This window comes from Sinomonas sp., assembly GCF_051955515.1.
GTDB lineage: Bacteria > Actinomycetota > Actinomycetes > Actinomycetales > Micrococcaceae > Sinomonas.
Genome location: NZ_JBQCGQ010000086.1, coordinates 1 through 19,537 on the forward strand (window position 1 = coordinate 1; position 19,537 = coordinate 19,537).

At 67.6% G+C, this 19,537-nt stretch carries 14 protein-coding genes; 6 read left to right on the forward strand and 8 right to left on the reverse strand.

The window, feature by feature from the left end:
* The 3 genes from ACTHL9_RS04965 to ACTHL9_RS04975 form a co-directional block, all read right to left on the reverse strand.
* Positions 1–1,463 (reverse strand): ATP-binding cassette domain-containing protein (locus ACTHL9_RS04965; RefSeq protein WP_440517729.1); only part of this gene is annotated, 1,463 nt, incomplete at its 3' end.
* Positions 1,464–1,467: 4 nt separating this feature from the next.
* Complete coding sequence (gene cydB, locus ACTHL9_RS04970; protein WP_440517731.1) at positions 1,468–2,571, reverse strand: cytochrome d ubiquinol oxidase subunit II; 1,104 nt, start codon at positions 2,569–2,571, stop codon at positions 1,468–1,470.
* A gap of 10 nt (positions 2,572–2,581) precedes the next feature.
* Positions 2,582–4,153, reverse strand: a complete 1,572-nt coding sequence (locus ACTHL9_RS04975; RefSeq protein WP_440517732.1) for a cytochrome ubiquinol oxidase subunit I — start codon at positions 4,151–4,153, stop codon at positions 2,582–2,584.
* Between the two features lie 170 nt (positions 4,154–4,323).
* Here ACTHL9_RS04975 and ACTHL9_RS04980 point away from each other — a divergent pair, with 170 nt between their 5' ends.
* Together ACTHL9_RS04980 and ACTHL9_RS04985 are read left to right on the forward strand one after the other, a co-directional pair.
* On the forward strand, positions 4,324–4,686 hold the full coding sequence (locus tag ACTHL9_RS04980) for a BlaI/MecI/CopY family transcriptional regulator (RefSeq protein ID WP_440517733.1): 363 nt from the start codon (positions 4,324–4,326) through the stop codon (positions 4,684–4,686).
* Between the two features lie 26 nt (positions 4,687–4,712).
* Positions 4,713–5,690: a M56 family metallopeptidase gene (locus tag ACTHL9_RS04985; protein ID WP_440517735.1), complete on the forward strand. Its 978-nt coding sequence runs from the start codon at positions 4,713–4,715 to the stop codon at positions 5,688–5,690.
* 31 nt (positions 5,691–5,721) lie between these two features.
* Here the strand turns inward: ACTHL9_RS04985 and ACTHL9_RS04990 are convergent, their stop codons facing one another.
* The gene (locus ACTHL9_RS04990) at positions 5,722–7,830 is read right to left on the reverse strand and encodes a DNA gyrase/topoisomerase IV subunit B (protein WP_440517736.1); all 2,109 of its coding nucleotides are present in this window, start codon (positions 7,828–7,830) and stop codon (positions 5,722–5,724) included.
* 266 nt (positions 7,831–8,096) lie between these two features.
* Between ACTHL9_RS04990 and ACTHL9_RS04995 the strand changes: the two genes are divergently transcribed.
* A complete protein-coding gene (locus ACTHL9_RS04995; protein WP_440517738.1) occupies positions 8,097–8,318 on the forward strand; it encodes a DUF7455 domain-containing protein in 222 nt (73 codons plus the stop codon).
* A gap of 390 nt (positions 8,319–8,708) precedes the next feature.
* Here the strand turns inward: ACTHL9_RS04995 and ACTHL9_RS05000 are convergent, their stop codons facing one another.
* The 4 genes from ACTHL9_RS05000 to ACTHL9_RS05015 all read right to left on the reverse strand — a co-directional run bounded on the left by ACTHL9_RS05000 (position 8,709) and on the right by ACTHL9_RS05015 (position 14,099).
* Positions 8,709–10,016, reverse strand: coding sequence for an RNA polymerase sigma factor (locus ACTHL9_RS05000; protein WP_440517740.1), 1,308 nt, complete (start codon positions 10,014–10,016; stop codon positions 8,709–8,711).
* Positions 10,017–10,322: 306 nt separating this feature from the next.
* Positions 10,323–11,609: a DUF4192 family protein gene (locus tag ACTHL9_RS05005; protein WP_440517742.1), complete on the reverse strand. Its 1,287-nt coding sequence runs from the start codon at positions 11,607–11,609 to the stop codon at positions 10,323–10,325.
* A gap of 116 nt (positions 11,610–11,725) precedes the next feature.
* Positions 11,726–13,057: an MFS transporter gene (locus tag ACTHL9_RS05010; protein ID WP_440517744.1), complete on the reverse strand. Its 1,332-nt coding sequence runs from the start codon at positions 13,055–13,057 to the stop codon at positions 11,726–11,728.
* 10 nt (positions 13,058–13,067) lie between these two features.
* A complete protein-coding gene (locus ACTHL9_RS05015) occupies positions 13,068–14,099 on the reverse strand; it encodes a proteasome assembly chaperone family protein (RefSeq protein WP_440517746.1) in 1,032 nt (343 codons plus the stop codon).
* 177 nt (positions 14,100–14,276) lie between these two features.
* Here ACTHL9_RS05015 and ACTHL9_RS05020 point away from each other — a divergent pair, with 177 nt between their 5' ends.
* The 3 genes from ACTHL9_RS05020 to sucB all read left to right on the forward strand — a co-directional run bounded on the left by ACTHL9_RS05020 (position 14,277) and on the right by sucB (position 19,392).
* Entirely contained in the window at positions 14,277–15,842 is a 1,566-nt protein-coding gene (locus ACTHL9_RS05020) for a leucyl aminopeptidase (protein WP_440517748.1), read from the forward strand.
* A gap of 322 nt (positions 15,843–16,164) precedes the next feature.
* Complete coding sequence (lpdA, locus tag ACTHL9_RS05025) at positions 16,165–17,547, forward strand: dihydrolipoyl dehydrogenase (protein WP_440517750.1); 1,383 nt, start codon at positions 16,165–16,167, stop codon at positions 17,545–17,547.
* A 57-nt stretch (positions 17,548–17,604) separates the two neighbouring features.
* Positions 17,605–19,392 (forward strand): 2-oxoglutarate dehydrogenase, E2 component, dihydrolipoamide succinyltransferase, encoded by a 1,788-nt coding sequence (sucB, locus tag ACTHL9_RS05030; protein ID WP_440517752.1) that lies wholly within the window; start codon positions 17,605–17,607, stop codon positions 19,390–19,392.
* The last annotated feature ends 145 nt before the right edge of the window (positions 19,393–19,537 follow it).

Sequence of the window (19,537 nt, forward strand, 5' to 3'; positions counted from 1 at the left end):
GCCACGCGGAGGAGCCCGCGGGCGACGGCGATGCGCCGCTGCTGCCCTGGGCTCAGTTCGGCCGGATTCGCCTCGGCGAGGTCGCCGCAGAGGACAGCGTCCAGGGCATTACGAACGGACGCGGACACCAGGCCGGCAGGGGTCCCGTCGGCGGACAGCGCGAGTTCGGCGCGCACGCTCGGCTCCGTGAACTGAGGGTGCTGCGGGACGTAGGCGACGCGTTGGGGGGCGCCCCCAGCAGCCACGCCCGCTACGCTGGCGCCGGATCCGTCGCGCAGCAGGCCGGCTACCACGTGCAGCACCGTGGTCTTCCCAGCCCCGCTCGGCCCCTCGAGAAGGGTGATCTCCCCCTTCGGCGCCGTGAACGTCACGCTGTCCAGCACCGGCCCCGGGCGCCCGGCGTACTGCACGGTGAGTCCGGCGATCCGGAGGTCCACGGGACGCCCGAGGTCACCGCCGTCGCGAGAGCCGTCACAAGAGGAGAGTCGGTGGCCGCGCGTGCGGGCAATCTCCTCCTCGGCGCGCCGGAGTGCCTCTGCCCCGTCCTGGCTCGCGTGGTGCGCGGTTCCGAGGTCGCGCAGGGGCTGGAAGCACTCGGGCGCGAGGACGAGCGCCAGGATGCCGGCCTCGAGCGGCATGTCTCCGTGGACGAGCCGGACGCCGATGAAGACGGCCACGACCGCCACCGAAATCGTCGAGAGGAGCTCGAGCGCGAGCGAGGACATGAAGGCAACACGCAGGGTTCCCATGGTCCGCGTGGAGAATTCCTCAGACAGCGCCCGGAGGGCACGGCGCTGCTCGGCGGCCCGGCCCAGTCCCACGAGGACGGGCAGGCCTTGGGCGAGTTCCACCAGATGCGAGCCGAGGCGGGCGAGGGCTTGCTGCGCGGCAGAGACGCGATCCTCGGTGTGCTTGCCGATGAGGACCATGAAGACGGGCACGAGGGGCAGCGTGAGCGCGATGACGACCGCGCTCACCCAGTCCGCACCGAGGATGCGGGCACCGACGATGAGCGGAACGGCGGAGCACTGGACGAGGGCGGGCAGGTAGGCCGTGTAGAACGAGTCGAGTGCGTCCAGCCCGCGCACGGCGAGCACCGCCGTTCCGGCGGCCGACGACGCGACCCGCTTGTCGCCGTCGTCCGCTGCCGTCGCGGCTGCGCTGCCGCCGCTCTCGAGCGCGGCCTCGACGAGCCGGGCCCGCAGTTCCTCCCGGACGCCGACGGCGCCCCAGCGCCCCGCCTGCAGGCCGGCCCACTCCCCCAGGGCGCGGAGCAGGACGCCGAGGGCAGCCGTGACCGCGGGTTCGCGCCAGTCGCCCCCATGACCGGAAAAGGCTCCCGCCAGCCCGGAGGCGACACCCTGCGCCACGAGGACGAGGGCCACGGCCTTGAGGACCGCGAGGATCGTCAGGAGGACGAGGGCGGTGCGGGTCGTCCGGCTTGAGGGGATGCTGGGACGCACGGAGCTAGGCCTCCTTCGCGGGCGTTGGCTCGACCCCGTGGGATCCAGTCACAAGGCGCGTCAGGAAGGCCGGGACCACGTGGTGGGCTGTCGGGATGCTGCCGACAGTGATGCGCCTCCGGAAGACCCAGTAGGTCCAGCTCTGGTACGCGAGGACGAGCGGGAGGCCGATGAGGGCGACGACCGTCATGAGACCCAGCGTGTAGGACGAGGATGACGCCGTAGCAACTGTCAGGCTGTTGGCCGGGTCAAGGGTGGATGGCAGCACCACGGGGTAGACCGCGCTGAAGATCCCCGCCGCACCCGTGGCGAGGAAGGCCGCCATGAGGAGGAACGCCCTTCCCTCGGAACCGCGGCGAGCGAGCTGCCAGGAGACGAGCGCGGCCAGGGCCGCGAGCGCGGTGAGGGTCCAGCTCCACCACTTGCCGTTGTGCAGCTGGATGGAGACGGCCCAGACGACGAGCGGCAGGATTCCCAGCGGCATCCAGCGGTGGAAGGCCCGGTGGGCCCTGACTCGGACCTCGCCGTCGGTCTTGAGGGCGAGGAAGGCAAGGGCGTGGACGAGCGCGAACCCGACGACGGCGAGGCCTCCGAGCACCGCGTACCAGGTGAACCAGGCGAACGGCCCGCCCACGCGGTCTCCGTTGGCGTTGAGCGGCAGTCCGGTGGTGGTGAGCGCGAGCATTGCGCCGACGCAGAACGCCGCGAGGAAGGAGCCGAGGCCGATCGCCCAGTCCCACGCCGCCGTCCAGCGGGTGGAGGCGATCTTGCCGCGGTACTCGAAGGCGACGGCGCGGAAGATGAGCGCGACGAGCGCGAGCGTGAGTGGGAGGTACAGCCCCGAGAAGAGGGACGCGTACCACCGCGGGAACGCAGCGAAAGTCGCCCCGCCGGCGGTGAGAAGCCAGACCTCGTTGCCGTCCCAGACCGGCCCGACCGTGTTCAGGAGCACGCGCCGCTCGGCCTCGTCGCGGGCGAAAAGCTTCATGAGCATGCCCACCCCGAGGTCGAAGCCCTCGAGGAAGAGGTAGCCGATCCAGAGGATGGCGACGGCGCAGAACCACACGGTCGGCAGTGGCGTGGAAAGAGCTGTGGGGAGAGTCTCCATCAGTGCGCTCCTAGTAGGCGAAGGCCAGGACGTCGTCGGACTGCTTGTGCTCCCCGTCGTCATGCTTTTCGGCGAGCTCCGGCATGGCGGAGGCGACGCCGCCGCGCGTGTAGCGCCACAGCAGCCGGACCTCCACGACCATGAGCGCGGCGTAGACGAGCGTGAGGATGATGAGCGAGGTGAGGATCTCCCCGGCGCTCACACCCGGCGATACGGCGGCTGCGGTGAACATGAACACCTGGTCCACGCTGCCGGCCATCGCCGGATTCGGGGCCACGACGAACGGCTGGCGGCCCATCTCGGTGAAGATCCAGCCGGCCGCATTGGCGCCGAACGGCGCCAGGATGCCGACGACGGCGAAGCGCATGAGCCAGCGCGCCTGAGGCACCGTGCCCTTGCGCGTGAGGTAGAGGGCGACGGCGGCGGCGAGGGCCGCGATGCCCCCGAACCCGATCATCATGCGGAAGCCCCAATAGGTGACTTCCATGACCGGCACGTACTGGATGGACTGGCCGGCGCGATCGCCGTAGATCGGGTCATTGGGAAGCGTGGCCCCGTAGGCCTGCTTGTACTCGCTCTGCAGGCTGTTCACGCCCTTGACGTCGGTCGAGAAGTCGCCCTTTGCGAGGAACGAGAGCAGTCCTGGGATCTCGATGACGGCAGCCACGTTCGAGCAGTCCTTCGAGCCGAGGTCGCCGACGGAGAGGACCGAGAAGCTCGTGCCGTCGTGGCAGGCGGCCTCGGCAGCCGCCATCTTCATCGGCTGCTGCTCGAACATGAGCTTGCCCTGGAGATCGCCGGTGATAGCCGTGCCGGCGAAGGAGATCATGGCGACGACGGCCCCGATCCGGAGACTGCGGAGCCAGACCGCGTGGTCCGCGCGGTCGCGGCCGGGGAGCTCCGGATGCGCGCCGGGTACTACCCGCCCGGTGGCGTCTACGGTGTCGATGCCGTCGTGCCGGCGCTGCCACAGGTGGTACCACGAGATGCCGAGGAGGAAGGCGCCAGCCACGCCCAGTGCGCCGAGCAGCGTGTGCGGGACGGCGACCAGCGCGGTGTTGTTGGTGAAGACCGCCCACGCGTCGGTCATGACCGGCCGCCCGTTCACGACGGTGACCCCGACGGGGTGCTGCATCCAGCTGTTCGCCACGATGATGAAGTAGGCCGAAACGGCCGAGCCGATGACGGCACACCACAGCGCGGCGAGGTGCAGACCGGGCCTCAGGAGCTTCCAGCCGAAGATCCACAGGCCCAGGAAGGTCGACTCCACGAAGAATGCCAGGAGCGCCTCCATCGCAAGCGGTGCACCGAACACGTCGCCCACGAACCGGCTGTATTCGCTCCAGGCCATCCCGAACTGGAACTCCTGCACGATCCCGGTGGCGACGCCCATGATGAAGTTGATGAGGAAGAGCTTCCCCCAGAACTTGGTCATCCTGAGGTACTCGGGCTTCCGGGTGCGGAACCAGACGGTCTGCATCACCGCGACGACAAGCCCGAGCCCGATCGTGAGCGGGACCATCATGAAGTGGTAGACAGTCGTGATCCCGAACTGCCAGCGGGCGATTTCCAAGGCGTCCATCTGCGCTCCTGTCGAGGGCGGAACCCCAATCTTCTACATCCCGTAGAAGACTCGGCTTCTACAGAGTGTAGAACATCTCCCTTTTGTCTTCTACCTCGCGTAGAATGGATACACGGGCCCGCGGCGATCGCCTGCGGGAACCCGTTGGGATTTCATGGAAGGACAAGAAGATGGCAAGCCTGGGGGAGCTCGAGCGCTCGGTAATGGACCAGCTGTGGTCGACGCCGGAAGCGTCAACGGCGAACGAGCTGCGTGACCGCCTCGCGCAGAGCGAAGTGCAAAGCAAGGACCTTGCTGTGACGACCGTCCTCACCGTTCTGTCCCGACTCGAGAAGAAGGGCCTCGTCGAGCGCGAGCGCGGGACCCGGCCTCACCGGTACCGGGCCGTCTCGACCCGCGAAGACCACACCGCACGCCTCATGCACGAGGCCTTGGGCACTGCCCCGGACAGGGAGGCGGTCCTCGCGCGGTTCATCGGAAGCGTGACCGAAGCGGAGGCAGCCACCCTGCGCAAACTCCTCGCTCGGGGCTGACCGACCGGCCCACCCGGGGAACGGCCGTGCTGCTCACCGCCTATCTCCTCGCGCTGCTGGCAATCCTGCTCGCGTGGCCGGTGCCGGTGGCGCTTTCGCGCGCCCAATGGACCTCCCGCTCGCCCTTCGCAGCCATGGTCCTGTGGCAGTCGATCGCCCTCGCAGGCGGCCTCTCCATGATCGGCGCCATGCTCGTCTACGGCCTCGAGCCCCTCGGCGACAACCTGCTGCAGGCGCTCCGGCGCGCCATCGGGATCGTGCTGGGCAATCGGGCCACGGACGAACTCCACTTCTGGCATCTCTTCGCCCTGTGCGCCGCAGCCCTTCTCGGCACCCATCTCATCTTCACGCTCGGCCTCACCTACGCGCGGATCACGACGCAGCGGCGCCGGCACCGCGAGCTCCTCGAAGTGCTCAGCTCTCCCTCGGGAGCGATCGAGCGCACCCTCGTCATCAACCACCCTGCCCCGGTTGCCTACTGCCTGCCGGGAGGGTCTCGGTCAGTGACAGTCCTCTCCGATGGACTCCTGGAGGCGCTCTCCCCTGCCGAGCTCGCTGCCGTCGTCGACCATGAGCGCGCCCACCTGACCCAGCGGCACCATCTGCTGCTGTGGTCCTTCGAGGCGTGGCGGCAGGCCCTCCCCGGGCTGCCGACCACACGCCTCTCCCGTGCCGCCGTGTCGTCGCTCGTCGAGATGCTCGCGGACGACATCGCGCGGCGCACCACACCCGACGAGACGCTCGTGCGGGCCATCGCCCTCGTTGCCCTCGGCGGGAGCGCAGCCGAGGAGCCTGCGGGCCTGCCTGCCGTCGTCCGCCCCCAGCCCGCCGCCGAGCCCGGGATGCCGGACGAAGGCGGGGCCTCACTCGCCGCCCGGGTCAGCAGGCTGCTCACCCCGCGTCCGCCGCTCAGCAGAGCGCGGACGACGGCGGTGCTCGCCGGCTCCGGGCTCCTCCTCGCCGTGCCAACCGTCCTCCTGCTGGCGCCGGGGCTGGTCGGGTAGCGCCGGGCTCGTCGGATAGAGCTGCCTGAGGTCAGGCGTCGATGCGCTCGCGGTCGAGGTTCGCGCTGCCGGAGACGATGAAGTCCTTCCGCGGCGCCACGTCAGAGCCCATGAGCAGCTCGAACACTTCCTCGGCGCGCTGGGCACTCTCGATCGTCACCCGGCGCAGGCTGCGGTGGCGTGGGTCCATGGTCGTTTCGGCCAGCTGGTCGGCGTCCATCTCGCCGAGCCCCTTGTAGCGCTGGATCGGCTCCTTGTAGCGACGGCCCTCAGACTCAAGGCGCTTGAGCAGGACGTGCAGCTCGCCTTCGGAGTAGGTGTAGACCATCTCGTTGGCCTTGCTGCCCGGATTGACAACCTCCACGCGATGCAACGGCGGGACGGCGGCATACACTCGTCCCTCCTCGACCATGGGCCGCATGTAGCGGAAGAAGAGGGTCAGGAGCAGCGTGCGGATGTGGGCCCCGTCCACGTCGGCGTCGGTCATGAGGATCACTCGCCCGTACCGGGCCGCCTCGATGTCGAAGCTTCGCCCCGAGCCCGCGCCGACAACCTGGATGAGCGCGGCGCACTCGGCGTTCGAGAGCATGTCCCCCACTGAGGCCTTCTGCACGTTCAGGATCTTGCCGCGGATCGGAAGGAGCGCCTGGAACTCCGAGGATCGCGCGTGGCGAGCCGTCCCGAGCGCAGAATCGCCCTCCACGATGAACAGCTCGGAGCGCGTGACATCGTCCGTCCGGCAGTCGATCAGCTTCGCGGGGAGGGTCGAGGACTCGAGCGCCGTCTTCCGCCGCTGCGTCTCCTTGTGGAGCCGAGCCGTCACGCGAGACTTCATCTCGTTGACGACCTTCTCGAGCAGCACCGAGCTCTGATTCTTGTCCGCCCGCGCCGTGGAATTCAGCTTGGCGCCGAGCTCCTTCTCAATGACCCGCGAGACGATCTGGCGCACGGCCGCGGTGCCGAGAATCTCCTTCGTCTGGCCCTCGAACTGCGGCTCTGCCAGCCGGACGGTCAGCACCGCCGTGAGGCCCGCGAGGACGTCATCCTTCTCGACCTTGTCGTTGCCCGCCTTGAGCTTGCGGGCGTTGGCCTCGACGGCCTTCCGGAACACCTTCAGCAGGGCTGTCTCGAAGCCTGCCTGATGCGTTCCGCCCTTCGGTGTCGCAATGATGTTGACGAACGTCCGCACTGTCGTGTCGTAGCCGACCCCCCAGCGCAGTGCCACGTCGACGTCGCAGTTCCGCTCGACCTCGGCGATCTTGCTGTGCCCGCGCTCGTCAAGGACAGGAACGGTCTCCTTGAACGTGCCCGAGCCGTGTAGGCGCCACGTATCCGTGACCGGGGCATCGATGGCAAGGAAGTCCACGAACTCCGAGATTCCGCCATCGTGGTGGAACACCTCTTCGTGCGGGCCGCCCTCCCCGGGAGTTCCCGGAAGGCGGCGCTCATCGCGCACGGTGATCCGGAGGCCTGGGACGAGGAAGGACGTCTGCCGGGCACGCCCCGCGAGTTCGTCGTAGGAGAACTTCGCGTCCGGGGTGAAGATCTGGCGGTCAGCCCAATATCGGATCCTGGTTCCCGTCACGCCCCGCTTCGCCTTGCCCACCACATCGAGCACGGAGTCGTCCACGAACGGTTCGAACGGCGCATCTGGGCTTAGCCGCGAGCCGGTGTCCGCAAAGCGGCCCGGCTCTCCCCGGCGAAATGACATCTGGTAGGTCTTGCCGCCGCGATCGACCTGGACGTCCAAGCGCGCCGACAGCGCGTTGACGACCGACGCCCCAACACCATGGAGGCCGCCCGAAGCGGTGTAGGAGCCGCCGCCGAACTTTCCGCCTGCGTGGAGCTTCGTGAAGACGACCTCAACACCGGTGAGGCCCGTCTTCGGCTCGACGTCCACCGGGATGCCGCGGCCGTCGTCGTGCACCTCGACCGAACCATCCGGATGGAGGATCACCTTGATGTCGTGGCCGAACCCCGCAAGGGCCTCATCGACCGAGTTGTCGATAATCTCCCACAGGCAGTGCATGAGCCCGCGCGAATCCGTGGAACCGATGTACATGCCAGGACGTTTGCGAACCGCCTCGAGGCCTTCGAGGACAGACAAATGCCTGGCGGTGTATTCAGAGCTCGGGGTCACGCTCGAGAAGCTCCTTCATGGCGCAGGGAGGGACGCGGCTAAGCGCGCAGTACAGGGCTAGCCTAGTCGCACCGCGACGACCCCGCGTTGACGCCACTCACAGCGACCTCGAATCGAGGCCGAAGGCCGCTTCGGGGCTCCCGCTCGTTATGGAACATTGATACGCCCCCAGCGAAAGTGTCCGATTTGTGGGATTTCCGGCGAATGTCGGGGTGTTAGATGGGTAAGACCGAGGAAACCGCCCGGTACGAGTGAAGGAGGCCGAGATGACTTCAGCCCTTGCGGACCGCACCCTGACCGCCGTCGACCGCTGCGACAGCTGCGGAGCACAGGCCTATGTCCGAGTGGTACTCGAGACGTCTGGTGGCGAGCTCATGTTCTGCGCCCACCACGCGCGCGCTGTCGAAGGCAAGCTGCGCCCGATTGCATCGCACTGGCACGACGAGACGCGCCGGCTCACCGAGAAGGCAGCCCTCCCCGAAGCCTGAGGTCCAGAGAGGACCACGTCGCGGGAACAGCCCGTCGACTTGGGAGCGCAAGGCCCGGACACCGTGAGTGTCCGGGCCTTTTCGTTGCAGGAATCCGACGTTCCCGACTCGATTCCCCCGAAACAGCAATCTGGAGGACGCCCGCCCGGACCACTCCCCGCTTTACAAGGAGGACCGGACGGACGCCGCCACCCATACTCCCTGCGCACAGAGCGTTCTGTCTACCGATAGGTAGTATGTCTCGTGCAAGTTTGGCTGAGGGAGAGAATGGCCGATGCGTTTCGCGGAGGGAGCCCGCACGCGAACGAGTCCTCGCAGGGAGCACGAAGGCCCGGACACCGTTGGGTGTCCGGGCCTTTCCGTTGGCGCGCTGATCGCGTTGTGCGCCGATCAGTCCAGATAGTCCCGAAGAACCTGCGAGCGTGACGGGTGCCGCAGCTTCGACATGGTCTTCGACTCTATCTGCCGAATGCGCTCGCGCGTCACACCGTAGACCTTGCCGATCTCGTCGAGGGTCTTGGGCTGGCCGTCGGTCAGGCCGAAGCGCATCGCCACCACACCGGCCTCCCGCTCCGAGAGCGTATCGAGCACCGAATGGAGCTGCTCCTGAAGGAGCGTGAAGCTCACGGCATCCGCGGGCACCACGGCTTCCGAGTCCTCGATCAGATCGCCGACCTCGGAGTCGCCGTCCTCGCCCAGCGGGGTGTGCAGCGAGATCGGCTCGCGGCCGTACTTCTGCACCTCGACAACCTTTTCCGGGGTCATGTCGAGTTCTTTGGCGAGCTCTTCCGGAGTGGGTTCACGACCGAGGTCCTGAAGCATCTGCCGCTGGACACGCGCAAGCTTGTTGATGACCTCGACCATGTGGACCGGAATTCGAATGGTCCGAGCCTGGTCGGCCATGGCGCGCGTGATGGCCTGGCGGATCCACCACGTGGCATAGGTGGAGAACTTGAAGCCCTTCGTGTAGTCGAATTTCTCGACCGCACGGATGAGCCCGAGGTTCCCCTCCTGGATGAGGTCCAGGAAGAGCATGCCGCGGCCGGTGTAGCGCTTGGCGAGCGAGACGACAAGTCGCAGGTTGGCCTCGAGCAGGTGGTTCTTGGCCCGCTCGCCGTCGTGCACAATCCGCTCTAGGTCGTGGCGGTACTGGGTGTCGTAAGTACCGCCCTCTTCGTCGAGCTTGTGCTTGGCGAACAGGCCGGCCTCGATGCGCAGCGCGAGGTCGACCTCCTGCTCGGCGTTGAGGAGCGCGACCTTGCCGATCTGCTTGAGGTAGTCCTTGACCGGATCGGCGGTTGCACCAGCCGACGTCACCTGCTGAACCGGTGCGTCGTCCTCATCGGCGTCCGAGATCACCATGGCGGCGGCGGTCGCCGGGGCTTCCTCCTTCTCGTCTTCCTCGACGTCCGTTTCGGCTGCGAGCTCCTCGTCGGGGGGCGTCACCGCATCGAGATCGACCGCGTCGCCCTCGACCTCCTCCGCCGCGGCGGCCCCTTGAGCCGCTGAATCCTTCACTGCCGTCTTGGCGCCGTTGGCTTGGCTGCCTGCGGACTTCCGCGCTGTCGCCTTGGCCTTGGTTGCGGTCGTGGTCTTGGAGCGGGAGCCCGCCGAAGCGCGCTTGCTGGATGCAGCCTTGGGCACCTCGGTTTCTACCGCGGCCTTCTCAGCTGTTTCCTTCTCCGTGGGGGGCGTCACGATCACCTTCCTGCCGCTGTCCTGGTGTCACCATGGGGGCAACACCACTATGACCCTGTCAAGTCCGTGCTCTGCGCAATGCGCAACCCGGACCGAAGGGTCTTATGTATCAACCCCTCGGCCGCCCGATTCGTTCCCGCTGATGGAACAGGAGAGAAAATCGTGGCTTCCGGTGCTCGGACCCGACCGGGTCTGGCGTCTATTGTCGCACGGCTGCGGCACAGGTAGGCACTCGCGGACGCAATATGCGGAACAGACGCAATATGCGGAACAACAGCAGTGCGCCAATCGGCGCCGAACTGCGCCCTAGGCCGCCTCTTCCACGGGACGCCACGCGGTCTCGGGCCGCCGGGCCCAACCCGCCACCTCGCCCGAGTCGACAACGCGCGCAAAGAGCTCGGCGAAGCGGTACCCGGGCACGGCCAACAGCGCTCGGCGCAGATAGGCCGCCGCCCGCGACCCACGCCCTCGCGCCCACGAGATCCATCCCAGAAGGGCAAGGGCGGGGGCTCGGATCTCAGGTTCCTCCAGCTCGGACATCTGCCTGAGCAGTCTCTCGAAGCGGCCAATCCGTGCCCAGTCTGGGCGCTCCCGCGTGCCGCCGAGCAGCACGGCGCCGTAGGTGAGGGCGGCTTCGGTGCCCGCTCCCCCGCCTCTGGATCGCCCTCCTGCGAGCCAGCCCTCGACTGCTTCCTGCACTCGACGGCTGGACGCGCCCGGGAAGTCGGACGGTTCGGGCCGGGACGCCAGCTCAGCCGGATCGACGGCGCCGACCTCGACACTCGCGGTCCACGCTGTCGTGGCACCGACCGCCGCAGCGACGAGGGCGGCGTCCCTCAGCGCCGGGCGGGTCAAGGACGAGGCAAGGAAGAGGATCCGCTCGGCCGGGATAGATGCGCCAGAGAGGGCCTCCTCCCAGCAGGCCAGGGCGCTGGCGAACGCTGCAGCGCTCCACCAGAGTTCCGAGTCGGCCAGGCCGTGCTCGCCAGCTGCGCAGATCGCCTGACCCTCGAGTTCCAGCCTCCGGGGACTGGGCTTGCGGGAATCGTGCCGGACTGGGTCTCCGAAGCTGCTGCCCCGATACACCATCTCGGCGCCTAGCCTGCTCGATTCGATGGCTTCGATCGGGCGGCCGGGCCAAGGGCAGCACGATGCGTCACTGCAGAGCATGCTGCGCCAATGGGTGCGGCCGACGAGCCAGGCGTCGAGAACGGGGATTCCGGCGGCCGCCAGATCATCGCCGAGCGAAGTGACGAGGTCGATCCACGGAGGCGCACAGGGATCGGTCCATGACTGCGAGGTGAAGACGGCGAGCACACAGCTGTCGGCCAGCACATCGCCCGCAAGGTGGTCGCGCACCGCGCCCGTAAGCTCCTCGGCGTTCGGGGCGCCAGACCCATCAGTCGGCAGGTTCACCCGTACGGTTACTCCCACGCTCCCTCCCCCAACAGCGACGGCGATGAGGCTCTCTGTGGGCCACTCGCCGATAGTGTGGGGAATGAAGGCGAGGATGTCCTCCGGTTCGCGGATGCACAACCCGTCCCAGCCGTTTCCCTCTGATGGATTGCCCTCGCGCCGGTTGATCTTCTCCATGCCGAACAGCTTTGCCGCTCGAAACCACCGCGTGTGCGCTAGGCGGAGGCTATGTGGACAACTCTTCCAATAAATCCCTTGGGGAGGACGAATCGCGCAGGATTGGCCGAGACCGCTCAGCGGCGCGCGAGTCGACGCGAGCGGAAATCCGTCCACGTCAGAAGCAGCGCGTCACGCAGCGGCGGAACCTTCACGCCGCCTGCCGCCAGCTGCCGGCGCACCTTTCGCCTCACTCCGAGGACCATCGCCGAGCCGAAGGCCATGACCACGAGCTGCACTGCCAGCGCGACCCGGAACGCGTCGAGAGAATAAAGGCCGGCGGGTGAGAGGCCGAGGGCATGCTGGAGATCGAGCAGGTAGCCCACGAGGAACATGGTCAGGAGCGCCGCGACGAAGCCGCCCGAATTGACGATGCCCGTGGCCGTGCCCAGGCGGTGGGAGGGATTGAACGTACGCGCGAAGTCGAAGCCGATCATGGAGCACGGACCCCCGAGCGCGAGCACCGCCACGAGGAGGATCATGAGCCACAGCGGCGCCTGACCCGGGTAGAGGAGCACCACGGCCCAGACCACCGCGGTGAGCCCCGTGATGATGAGGACGAGGGTGGAACGCCGCAGGGGATGCCGTGAGACGAACCGTCCCATCGGCGGTCCTGCAAGGAGCGAGACCACGACGAAGAAGGACATGAGCCCAGCGGCGGTGGCCGAGTCATAGCCCTGGCCGGCCACCATGAACGGGAAGCCCCACGCGAGGGCGAACACGTTTCCGCTGAATTGAACGGTGAAATGGCTCCACATCCCCAACCGCGTTCCCGCCTGCCGCCAGGCGGAAGCGAGGACAGCACGTGTGCCCTCGGGAGTCTCTCCACCCCTGGCCGCAGCACCCGCGGGCGCGTTGCGCAGCAGGGAAAGCACGAGGACCACCACGAGCACGGACAGCGAGGCGAGGGAGAAGAACCCTGCGCTCCAGCCCCGGGCATGCAGGAGGGCCAGGAATGGGATCACGCTCACGAGCTGACCCAGCATCCCGAGCATGCCGGTGAGCTGGGTGAGGAGCGGCGAGCGCTTCGGCTTGAACCAGAGGGGGACCAAGCGCAGCACCGAGACGAAGGTCATCGCGTCGCCCATGCCGACGAGCATCCGCCCGATGATGCCGGTGACCACCGATTCGGCCACGGCGATCTGGAGCTGGCCCAGCGCCATGAAGATGGCACCGGTTGCCACCATGATGCGCGACCCGAAGCGATCGACGAGCATGCCCACCGGAATCTGCAGCGAGGCGTACACGACGAGCTGCAGCACGGTGAAGGCGGAAAGGACGGCGCCGCCCACATGGAACCGATCCGAGGCTTCGAGGCCGACCACGCCAAAGGAGGTCCGCTGGACCACAGCCACGAGGTACGCGAAAACCCCTATCCCCCATACGGTCCACGCGCGCCAGCTGTTCACTCCCCCGATCCTAGCCCCCGGCCCGACCCTCACCCGGGCCATCTCCCGTTTCCTCGTGGTGGGTGGCTTCCCCGTCGATCGACTCGTCCGTTTCAACGGACTCGTCCCGCGATTCCTCCTGAGAGGCGAGATAGGCCTCGACGGCCGCCCCCAGCTTCTCGGCGTCGGGCAGCTCTCCGCTCATCGCTGCGAGGAGGGAGCGGCGCGGCGCATCTGCAGAGCGTTCGTCGAAGCGCTCCTCGAGGCCCTCCACGAGCTCGCGGACGTCGTCCGAACCGGCGACCTGTTCCGCGATCTGGCGTTCGACCTCCCGATTCGCCTCGCGCAGCCGATCGGTCGGAAGCATGAGGGCGCCGGCTGCGCCGAGGTGTTCAAGTCCCGCCACGGCGGATGCCGGATACTCAGCCTCTGCCAGATAGTGCGGAGTGTGGACCACGAATCCGGCGACGCCGCGTCCTGCCTCCGACAGCCTGAGCTCGAGGAGGTGCCCGACGGCGGCTGGAACACTCACAATCGGCTTCCACCGGGAAATCCCCTCGACCAGCTCCGGCCGATTGCCGTGCACCGTCACGCCCAGCGGTCGGGTGTGCGGAACCGGCATGGGGATCGAGTGAGTCCACAGCACGAGGCGCACATCCAGCTTTTCGACGAGGTCGACGACGGCGCGTGCGAAGCGCTCCCATTGGAAGTCGGGCTCGGGTCCGGCGAGGAGGAGGTAGGGCTGTCCGAGGCCGTCGACGAGGGCGTAGAGCGCGAGCCGCGGCGGGCTGTAGTCCTCAAGATGGTCCTCGACGAAGGTGACCCGCGGCCGGCGGGCGCGGTAGTCGAGAAGCGCGTCGACGTCGAATTCGGCGACGGTCCGCGGCTCGCCTGAGCGCAGGAGCTCTGCGCTGATCTGCTCCACGGCATGTCCGGCGTCCGCAAAGCCCGTGAATCCCATGAGCATCGGCAGCCCTTTGAGGGCGGTGTCGTCCAGCAGCTCCTGGGCGGCTGCGTAGAGGCCAGCTGGATCCTGTAGCGGGCCGCCCCAACGGTCGTCCATGTGAATGTCGCTCCTCTCCTGACGTCACTGGTCCTTGGCGCCTAGGTGTCGGCAACCGCGACACTGAGGTCAACCGCACACGGCGTTCCATCATTCCATCTGCGGCTACGATCGGAATTCCCACTGTCTTCCTACCCGCACTTCCTACCCGCACATGGAGAATTGAGGCCGCATTCCGTGTTCACCAATGCCGAAGCCACGTTGAGCGCCGTCGCCCGAGACCTTCGCAAGACGCCGAGCGACGCCGTCGTCGTCGGGGTGGCACAAGGGGCCGAGGGCCCCGTCCTCCTGGACAGTCCCCTGGGCGCCAAGAATGCGGAGGCGATCCAGAGCACCCTACGGCTCCTCGGCGTCACGGGCGCGCCGGACTCCCTCGTGCGGCTCCCCGGCTTTTCCGAACTGAGCACGCAGATCATCGCACTCGCCGGCGTGGGAAAGCTCGCCGGAGCGGGGAACCCCGAAACAGACAAGAACGACGGCGGAGCACCGTCCCCCGAGCAGCTGCGCCGCGCCGCCGGCTCGGCGGTGCGGCAGCTGGCCGGTCTCGACACGGTGGTCCTCGCGCTTCCGACACCCACGGCAGAGGAATTCGCCGCGGTTGCCGAGGGGGCGGCACTCGGCGCCTATTCCTACACGGAGCATCGGTCCCGCACGGCCGAGGCCGCCAAACCGAACGTCAGGCGCGTCGTCGTCCTCTCCCCCATCGCAGGCAGCGCCGCCGCGGACCGCGCTCTCGAGCGGGCCGCCGTCGTCGGCCAAGCCGTGAATGCGACCCGCACCCTCGTGAACATGCCGCCCAGCCAGCTGTATCCGGCGTCGTTTGCGGAAGCAGCGAAGGAACTCGGCAGGGGGACCTCCGTCAAGATCACCGTGTGGGACGAGAAACGCCTGGAGAAGGAGGGCTTCGGAGGCATTCTCGCGGTGGGCCAGGGCAGCTCGCGTCTCCCGAGGCTCGTCAAGGTCGAGCACATCCCGGCTCAGTCCGCCAAGCTCCCGACCGTTCATCTGGTGGGCAAGGGCATCACCTTCGATACAGGCGGGATCTCCATCAAGCCCGCGGCGAAGATGGACGAGATGAAGAGCGACATGGCCGGGGCGGCGGCGGTCCTCTCGACGGTGGTGGCGGCATCCCGCCTCGGCGTCCGAGCAAAGGTGACCGGCTGGCTCTGCATCGCCGAGAACATGCCGTCCGGAACGGCCCAGCGGCCGGCGGATGTCATTGTGGCCCGGGGCGGCACGAGCATCGAGGTGCTCAACACGGACGCCGAGGGGCGCCTCGTCATGGCCGATGGGATCGCGGCCGCGAGCGAGGAGAACCCCGATGTGATCATCGATATCGCCACCCTCACTGGGGCCGCGATCGTAGCTCTGGGGACTCGCACTGCCGGACTCATGGGCGACGCCGAGGTCACGGGAGCGCTCAAGGACGCCGCGGACCGCGAAGGCGAGCCGTCCTGGCCCATGCCGCTTCCTGACGAGCTGCGCTCAGGGCTCGATTCCGCCGTGGCCGACATCGCGAACGTGGGCGACAGGGCCGGCGGAATGCTCACTGCCGGGATCTTCCTGCGGGAATTCGTGGGAACGCGGCCGGACGGCTCCCGCATCCCGTGGGCTCACATCGACATCGCGGGGCCGTCCTTCAATACAGGCTCGCCGTACGGCTTCACTCCAAAGCAGGGAACAGGGGCCATGGTTCGCACGCTCGTCCGGTACGTCGAAGACGTCGCACAGCGCGCTTCCTGATTGCCCTCGCCGTGCGGGGCGCCCGACGGGATCGGGCGCGCCGCACGCCGTTCAGTGTGCGCGAAGCAGGGCGAAGAGACCGACGTCACACGACGAACCTCTACGCTTCTTCTTCCACTTAGTGAGAAGATAAATCCGCTTTGCGAAACCAATGTCGGACCGTGAGCCTTGCCACAAGGCCGAGACAAACGGCCCTAGGAAGGTGGAGCATAGTCCGTCGGGGCGATAGGGTTGCCCTGATACGGGGCCTGTCAGCGCACACGCTGGCGGCACATTGTCACACGACGGCTTATCGCCGTCCTTCTATGCGAGGGAGCGTCACGTGGCCGACCAGCCTACTGCGCAGGAATTCGACATCTTGGTCCTCGGGGGCGGCAGTGGCGGCTATGCCGCCGCTCTGCGCGCCGTCCAGTTCGGCCTCCGCGTCGGGCTCGTCGAGAAGAACAAGCTGGGCGGCACCTGCCTGCACAACGGCTGCATCCCGACGAAGGCTCTCCTGCACGCTGCTGAGCTCGCAGACCACGCACGCGACTCTGCGAAGTATGGCGTCAACGTGAGCCTCGAAAGCATCGACATCAACGCTGTCAATGCGTACAAGAACGGCGTCGTCGCCGGCAAGTTCAAGGGCCTCACCGGCCTCATCAAGGCCAAGGGCATTACGGTCATCGAGGGTGAAGGCCACCTGACCGGTCAGGACACCGTGACCGTCGACGGTACGGATTACAAGGCGAAGAACATCATCCTCGCCACGGGCTCGTACTCGCGCACCCTTCCCGGCCTCGAGCTCGGCGGACGTGTCATCACCTCCGATCAGGCGCTCGAACTCGACTACATTCCGAAGTCGGCGATCGTCCTTGGGGGCGGCGTCATCGGTGTCGAGTTCGCCTCCGTTTGGAAGTCCTTCGGTGTCGACGTGACCATCGTCGAGGGCCTGCCGTCGCTCGTTCCGAACGAGGACGACGCGATCATCAAGCAGCTCGAGCGCGCCTTCAAGAAGCGCGGCATCAAGTTCAACACTGGCACGTTCTTCCAAGGTGTCGAGCAGGACGACAATGGCGTCAAGGTCACGCTCGTGGACGGCAAGACGTTTGAGGCCGAGCTCCTCCTCGTCGCCGTGGGGCGCGGCCCGGTGACCGCAAACCTCGGGTACGACGAGCAGGGCATCACCATCGACCGCGGCTTCGTCATCACGAACGAGCGCCTCCATACCGGCGTGGGCAACATCTATGCGGTCGGCGACATTGTGCCCGGCGTCCAGCTGGCCCACCGCGGATTCCAGCAGGGCATCTTCGTGGCCGAGGAGATCGCGGGCCAGAACCCGGTGGTGGTTGAGGACGTCAACATCCCGAAGGTCACCTTCTGCGACCCGGAGATCGCGACCGTCGGCTACACCGAGAAGGGCGCGAAGGCGAAGTTCGGCGAGGACCAGGTCCAAGCCCAGGAGTACAACCTCGCGGGCAACGGCAAGAGCTCCATCCTCGGGACCTCGGGCATCGTCAAGGTCGTCCGCCAGAAGGACGGACCCGTGGTCGGCGTGCACATGATCGGCGCCCGCATGGGAGAGCAGATCGGCGAGGCGCAGTTGATCGTCAATTGGGAGGCCTACCCCGAGGACGTGGCACAGTTCATCCACGCCCACCCGACCCAGAACGAGTCCTTGGGTGAGGCGAACCTCGCCTTGGCTGGCAAGCCGCTCCACGGCTGATCGCCTCCGACACCGACATCAATCGCACGAAGAGAAGCAAAAGGAGCACGGAGACAAATGTCTGAAGCCGTGAATTTGCCGGCCCTCGGGGAAAGCGTGACCGAAGGCACCGTCACCCGTTGGCTCAAGCAGGTGGGGGACCGCGTCGAGGTCGACGAGCCCTTGGTCGAAGTCTCGACGGACAAGGTCGACACGGAGATCCCCTCACCGATTGCCGGCATCCTCGAAGAGATCCTCGTTGCCGAGGACGAGACTGCCGAGGTCGGCGCCCCGCTGGCACGGATCGGTGACGGCACGGGCTCCGGTGCGGCTTCCGGACAGGCTGCGCCTGCGGAGGCTGCGCCCGCTCAGGAGGCTGCGCCTGCCGACGAGGCACCTGCTCAGCCCGCCCAGCAGGCCGCTCCCGTGGAGGAGCCGGCTGAGCCCTCCGTCGACCAGGCTGCCCCCGATGGACATGAAGTCACCCTCCCCGCCCTTGGCGAGAGCGTGACCGAGGGTACGGTCACCCGATGGCTGAAGAGCATCGGCGATGCGGTCGAGGTCGACGAAGCCCTCCTCGAGGTCTCCACCGACAAGGTCGATACCGAGATCCCCTCACCGGTCGCCGGCACGCTTCAGGAGATCCGCGTGAACGAGGACGAGACCGCCGAAGTCGGTGCCGTCCTCGCCATCATCGGATCAGGCGCCGCCGCCCAGGCTGCCCCGGCCCCCGCAGCGCAGCCCGCTCCCGAGGCGGAGCCGGAGCGCAAGCCAAGCGAGCCGCAGGTCTCGGCTCCAGCCCCGGCTGAGAACGCCGACCGCGCCCTCGCCCAGTCAGCGCCCGCGCCGCAGGCCCCCGCTCAGCAGGCTCCAGCCCAGCACGCCCCCACTCAGCCCGCCTCGGCCGGCGCCGATGCTGGGTACGTGACGCCCCTAGTCCGCAAGCTGGCCAACCAGCAGGGCGTCGATCTTTCGACGGTCAAGGGCACCGGCGTGGGCGGTCGCATCCGCAAGCAGGATGTCGTTGCTGCCGCGGAGGCCAATGCCGCCAAGGCCAACGGCGCTGCGGCGACGGGCACCCAGGCTGCAGCCACGCAGGCCCCGGCCCCTCAGGCCGCTCCCTCAGCCCCGGCCGTCTCGTCGCTCCGCGGCAAGACCGAGAAGGCGCCCCGCATCCGTCAGGTCATCGCCCGCCGGATGCGCGAGTCGCTCGATACGTCGACGCAGCTGACGCAGGTGCACGAGATCGACATGACGAAGATCGCGAAGCTCCGCGACCGTGCGAAGGCGAACTTCCAAGCACAGAACGGCGTGAAGCTCACCTTCCTGCCGTTCATCGCGAAAGCGGTCGCGGAAGCGCTCAAGCAGCATCCGAAGCTCAATGCGGAGTACAACGAGGAAACGCAGGAGATCACGTACCACAACGCGGAGCACCTCGCGATCGCTGTGGACACCGAGAAGGGCCTTCTCGTCCCGGTGATCAGCAACGCGGGCGACCTCAACCTCGCCGGCCTCGCGAGCCGCATCGCGGACGTCGCGTCGCGGACCCGCAGCGGAAAGATCGGGCCGGATGAGCTCTCGGGCGGGACGTTCAGCATCACGAACATCGGCTCGGTCGGAGCGCTGTTCGATACCCCGATCATCAACCAGCCGCAGGTGGCGATCCTCGGCACGGGCGCGATCGTGAAGCGACCCTGGGTCACCCAGAACGCCGACGGCGACGATGTCATCGCGATCCGTTCGATGATGTACCTCTCGCTCACCTACGATCACCGTCTCGTGGACGGCGCTGACGCGGGCCGCTTCCTCCAGACGCTCCGTGCACGGCTCGAGGAAGGTGCGTTCGAGGCCGATCCCGGCCTCTGACCCACACTCAAGCTTGGCAACGACGGCGGGGGGGCCCGTCCCCCAACAGACCAGGCCCCCCCCCATTGAGAGGTATTCCAAGTGGAATCATCCCCCCCCCGCCCCCCCCCCGGGTGGGGGCCGTTGCCCAGTGTCTAAGGGGGCC